Here is a 4,937-nt window from a genome sequence, read left to right as displayed (position 1 = left end):
GCCACCGCCACTGCCACCGGTGGCCGCGCCGGCACCGCCAAGTCGTCTGACGGCGCCATCGACGTGACGCTGTCCACGCCCAAGGAACTCGGCGGCGCCGGCGGCCCCGGCACCAACCCCGAGCAGCTGTTCGCGGCCGGCTATTCCGCCTGCTTCATTGGCGCCATGAAAGCCGTCGCCGGCAAGCAGAAGATCAGCCTGCCTGCCGAGGTCTCGATTACCAGCGACGTCGCCATCGGCCCACACGCCAACAAGCCCGGGGCCTTCGGCATCCAGGTCGACATGAAGATCTCCGTGCCCGGCATGGACCGCGCCGCCCTGGAGGCTCTGGTCGCCACCGCCCACGAGGTCTGCCCCTACTCGAACGCCACGCGCGGCAACGTCGACGTCTCGCTGACTGTCGTCTAACCGTCGTCTGAATGGGCGTCACGCCGGCGTCACGTGCGCCGGTCAGCATCGCGGGTTTTCCAATCACACCCGGAGACCCGCGATGCGCCTCTTCCTGACCACCGCCATCGCCAGCGCCCTGCTGGCCCTCGCCGCTCCATCCCGCGCGGCCGAACCGGTGCTGATCGGCATGGGCAACCTCAGCGGCTCGCTGAGCGACCTTTCCGGCCTGAACTACTCCCTCGAAAGCGGCCTCGCGGCCAACCTGCTCGGCGGCATGGGCTCGGGCCTGGCCTGGGCCGGCGGCAACACCTTCCTGGCGCTGCCGGACCGCGGTCCGAACGCCAATGACTGGGGCGCGCCGCAGCTCGACAACACGACGTCCTTCATCGCCCGCTTCCAGACGGTGCAGCTCAGCCTCACCGCCAACGCGGCCGGCTCCGCCCTGCCCTACGCGCTGACGCCGACGCTGCAGGCCACCACGCTGCTGTCCAGTTCCACAGCGTTGAACTACGGCCCCAAGGCCGCGACACTGAGYGGCATCGTGGACAGCAGCACAGTCCTCGCCGGCAGCAAGAACTACTTCTCGGGCCGCTCCGACAACTTTGCCGCCGGCCTGTCGACCAACCCGGCCAACGCGCGCCTGGACCCCGAAGGCATCCGCGTCTCCAACGACGGCAAGAGCGTCTTCATCTCCGACGAGTACGGCCCCTACGTCTACCAGTTCGACCGCGCGACGGGCGAGCGCATCCGCACCTTCAGCCTGCCGAGCAGCTTCGCCGTTGGCAACGTCAGCTCTTCCGGCGCCGCCGAGATCTCTGGCAACACGGCAGGCCGCGTCGCCAACAAGGGCATGGAGGGCCTGGCCATCTCGCCCGACGGAAAGACGCTGTTCGGCTTCGTGCAGAGCCCGCTGGCCCAGGACGGTGGCGACGGCGGCCGCTACAACCGCATCGTCAAGATCGACGTCGCCACGGGAGCCACCAGCCAGTTCGCTTTCGACAACCAGATCAACGGCAAGGCCTACAACAGCAGCGAGTTGCTGGCACTGAACGACCACGAACTCATCGTGCTGGAGCGCGACGGCAAGGGCATGGGCGACGGCTCCAAGGCGGCGGTGAAACAGCTCGTCAAGATCAACCTGACCGGTGCCGCCGAGGTCAGTGGCATCGCCGACCTGCGCACCCAACCCGGCACGGCAATAGTCGGCACGCGATTTCTCGATATCAAGGCCGCGCTCAACGCCGCCGGCATTTCCGACGCGCTGATATCGGCCAAGCTCGAAGGCATTGCCTTCGGCGAGGATGTCGTCGTCAACGGCAAAACGATGCACACGCTGTATCTCGCCAACGATAACGACTTCCTGGCCACGGCAATCCCGAACGGCGGCGGCGCGCCGGCAGCCTACGGCAACCAGTTCTACGTCTTCGCTTTCGAGGGCAATCTGACCAACCAGGCCATCGCGGCCGTGCCTGAACCCAGCCAATATGCCCTGCTGCTGGCCGGCCTGAGCCTGGTCGGTTTCGTGGCCCGGCGCCGCAGCCGCTGAGGCTCAGTCGCCCAGCAGGCTCAGGATCAGTTCGATCCTGGCCTTGACCGGGCTCAGCGCGCCGGCGCTGGGCAGCAGCCCGGGCAAGTCCATGACCGGGCCGGCGTCGCAGCGCGTGCTGCGCCAGACCTTGACGCCGCCGGCCCGGGCTTCGTGCAGCGCGGCAGCCAGCGTGGTGCTGAGCGTGCCGTTGCCCGTGCCAGCGGCGACCAGCCCGTCGATGCCTGCCGCGCAGAGCGCCCGCACGACAACGCCATCCGCACCGGCATGGTTCATGACGATCTCGACCCTCGGCCAGCGTGCGGCCGGCCGGGCGATGCGCGCCAGCCCCAGGCCATCGCCCACGGGCCAGCGGCCAAGCTGGCGCACGACGCCCTCCTCCACCCGCGCCACCAGCGCCCCGTCGACCGACTCGAAGGCGTCAACGCGATAGCTGTGTGTCTTGCGCACCTGGGTCGCATCGTGCACACGGCCTGCGAATGCGACGACGACGCCCGCCGCATCGGACGTCGCTGCCACCTGCACCGCATCGAAAAGGTTTTGCGGCCCGTCGGGCGCCAGCGCCGTCGCCGGCCGCATCGCGGCCGTCAGAACGACGGGCTTGACAGGTGCCAGCACCCGCTGCAGGAAGTAGGCGGTCTCCTCCAGCGTGTCCGTGCCATGGGTGATGACGATGCCAGCGACTTCAGGCCGGTCGAGGTGCTGCTGTACGGCGACTGCGAGCCGCTGCCAGGTCGCGAAATCCATGTCCTTGCTGTCGAGCTGGGCAACCTGCTGCGCCTCGAGCTTCTGGCCCGACAGCGCGGGCACTGCCGCCAGCAAATCCTCAACGCTCAATTGCGCCGCCGTGTAGCCCACACCGTCGCTGGCGGTTTTGGCAGTGCCGGCAATCGTGCCGCCGGTGCCCAGAATGACGATCAGACGGTCAAAGGTTTGCAATTTCTTGGATTCCTGGATGAAAATACAGGTGCTGGACAAATTTCCAGCCCTGACGAAAAGGCCGCCCCGTGCAAGACCGACCCAAGCTTACCGCCCGACAGCAGCAGATCTTCGACCTGGTCCGCAACGCGATCGAAAGCACCGGCTCGCCACCCACCCGCGCCGAGATTGCCGCCGAGCTGGGTTTCAAGTCCGCCAACGCGGCCGAGGAGCATCTGCAGGCCCTGGCTCGCAAGGGCATGCTGGAACTCGTCGGCGGCACCTCGCGCGGCATTCGCCTCAAGTCCGATGCGCTGAGCGCCGTCAACCGCGCCCGCCAATTCAACCTTCCGATTCCCCACTTCGCCCAGCTGACCCTGCCCCTGATCGGCCGCGTCGCCGCTGGCGCGCCCATCCTCGCGCAGGAGCATGTCGAGCAGACCTATACGGTCGAGCCCGGCCTGTTCGCTAGGAAGCCCGACTACCTGCTCAAGGTCAAGGGCATGAGCATGAAAGACATCGGCATCCTCGACGGCGACCTGCTGGCCGTGCAGTCGGCCAAGGAGGCGCGCAATGGCCAGATCGTCGTGGCTCGGGTCGGCGACGAGGTCACGGTCAAGCGCTTCAAGCGTGGGCCTGATGGCATCCAGTTGCTGCCCGAGAACGCCGATTTCGAGCCCATCCGCGTCGATGAGCACAGCGAGAGCTTCAGCATCGAGGGCCTGGCTGTTGGGCTGATTCGCGGACAGGGGTTCAATTGACCCCGGCGCACTCGAGATGAAAAAAGGCCCGTGTCACCGACACGGGCCTTCTCAATTGGATGGTGGAGCCGGGGGGAATTGAACCCCCGTCCGCAAGCCATCACCGGGCAGATCTACATGTTTAGCCGGCTGATTTGAATCTCACGGTCAACTCGCGCAGTGGCACGCTAGCTTTCCCGCCAGTCACTTGATCTCACGCCCCACCGAGTGACCCGGTGCGACGCCAGCCGATGTGAGTGACTTCTCAGCCTTGCCCCTTGCGGAACTCAGCCCGGCCCATCGGCCTGCCGTTGAGAAGCTCATCCGCAATTAAGCGGCGAGTGCGAACGTAGAGTCGTTTGCAGTTACTTTGTTTCCAGTGGTTTTACGAGCGGACTGGTGCTCGACATGCCCTACTCCGGATCCGCACCCACGTCGAAACCAAGTCGGCCCCAGAGACCTTGCATCTTAGGCCAGACCGAGCGCTTTCAAGAGCTCACCCGGCGCGGACAGCTCCAGGTCGGCGCCCCAATGACGAAATTCACCGCTATGGCCGAGATAGCCCCACGCCGCAGCGGCCGTTGCCATGCCAGCAGCGCGACCGGCCAGGATGTCGCGTTCGTCGTCTCCGACATAGAGGCAGGACGCCGGTACCACGTTCAAGCGGCGTGCTGCCTCCAGCAGCGGGGCGGGGTGCGGCTTGGTATGGCTCGTGGTGTCGCCGCCCACGATGGCGCCGGCCGCCAAACCCAGCGCCTTGGCAAGCGGCAAGGCGAAGCGTTCGGCCTTGTTGGTGACGATGCCCCATGCCAGGCCCGCATCAGCGAGCCCGAGAAGCTCCGCCTCGATGCCGACAAAGGCGCGCGTGCTGTCATACATCAGCGCTTCGTAACGATCCAGGAATTCACGCTTGAGTTCGTCATAGCCCGACTGACCAGGCGCCGCGCCGAAGGCTTGGCCCAGCATGCCGCGCGCGCCGGAGCCGCCATGCGGCCGATATTGCGGCAACGGCAGCGGGGTGAGACCACGATCGGCGCGCATCGCATTGGCCGCCGCCGCAAGGTCAGCAGCACTGTCGATCAGCGTGCCGTCCAGGTCGAACAGCACGGCCCGCAAATGCGACCAAGGCGCAGGGAGCTTCAAGCGGGACGGCGGCAAGCCAGCAGGTAGTTCACGTCGGTGTCGCTGCCGAGGCTGTAGCGCTGCGTGAGCGGGTTGTAGGTCRGGCCGCGGCTGCCTTGCAGCTCAAGCCCGGAGTCGCGGCAGAACTGCGACAGCTCCGATGGTTTCAGGAAGCGCGCGTATTCGTGCGTGCCCTTGGGCAGCATCTGCAGTACGTACTC

5 protein-coding genes, 1 other RNA gene and 1 pseudogene are annotated in these 4,937 nt (G+C 66.6%); 3 read left to right on the top strand and 4 right to left on the bottom strand.

The features are described 5' to 3' along the window. Together ACXJKR_RS24230 and ACXJKR_RS24225 are read left to right on the top strand one after the other, a co-directional pair. Positions 1-408: organic hydroperoxide resistance protein (locus tag ACXJKR_RS24230; RefSeq protein WP_457324984.1), on the top strand; the 408-nt coding region annotated here is incomplete at its 5' end. An 82-nt stretch (positions 409-490) separates the two neighbouring features. After that, on the top strand, positions 491-1,936 hold the full coding sequence (locus tag ACXJKR_RS24225; RefSeq protein ID WP_457324983.1) for an esterase-like activity of phytase family protein: 1,446 nt from the start codon (positions 491-493) through the stop codon (positions 1,934-1,936). A gap of 3 nt (positions 1,937-1,939) precedes the next feature. Here ACXJKR_RS24225 and ACXJKR_RS24220 read toward each other — a convergent pair whose 3' ends face one another. Further along, positions 1,940-2,875 carry an asparaginase gene (locus ACXJKR_RS24220; protein WP_056202522.1) on the bottom strand — a complete coding sequence of 312 codons (936 nt, stop codon included), beginning with the start codon at positions 2,873-2,875 and terminating at the stop codon, positions 1,940-1,942. A gap of 68 nt (positions 2,876-2,943) precedes the next feature. Here ACXJKR_RS24220 and lexA point away from each other — a divergent pair, with 68 nt between their 5' ends. After that, positions 2,944-3,615: a transcriptional repressor LexA gene (gene lexA, locus ACXJKR_RS24215; protein WP_056202140.1), complete on the top strand. Its 672-nt coding sequence runs from the start codon at positions 2,944-2,946 to the stop codon at positions 3,613-3,615. A gap of 60 nt (positions 3,616-3,675) precedes the next feature. Here lexA and ssrA read toward each other — a convergent pair. The 3 genes and pseudogenes from ssrA to ACXJKR_RS24200 form a co-directional block, all read right to left on the bottom strand. After that, positions 3,676-4,048, bottom strand: a transfer-messenger RNA (tmRNA) gene (gene ssrA / locus ACXJKR_RS24210). A gap of 14 nt (positions 4,049-4,062) precedes the next feature. Then, on the bottom strand, positions 4,063-4,701 hold the full coding sequence (locus tag ACXJKR_RS24205) for an HAD-IA family hydrolase (RefSeq protein WP_457324982.1): 639 nt from the start codon (positions 4,699-4,701) through the stop codon (positions 4,063-4,065). A 32-nt stretch (positions 4,702-4,733) separates the two neighbouring features. Continuing rightward, a pseudogene (locus tag ACXJKR_RS24200) lies at positions 4,734-4,937 on the bottom strand (bifunctional 2-polyprenyl-6-hydroxyphenol methylase/3-demethylubiquinol 3-O-methyltransferase UbiG); the annotation flags it as partial.

The sequence above is a fragment of the Roseateles sp. P5_E11 genome (genome assembly GCF_054049355.1).
The sequence above is the reverse complement of the archived record's forward strand: the minus strand, read 5'-3'. Positions and strand labels throughout refer to the sequence as shown.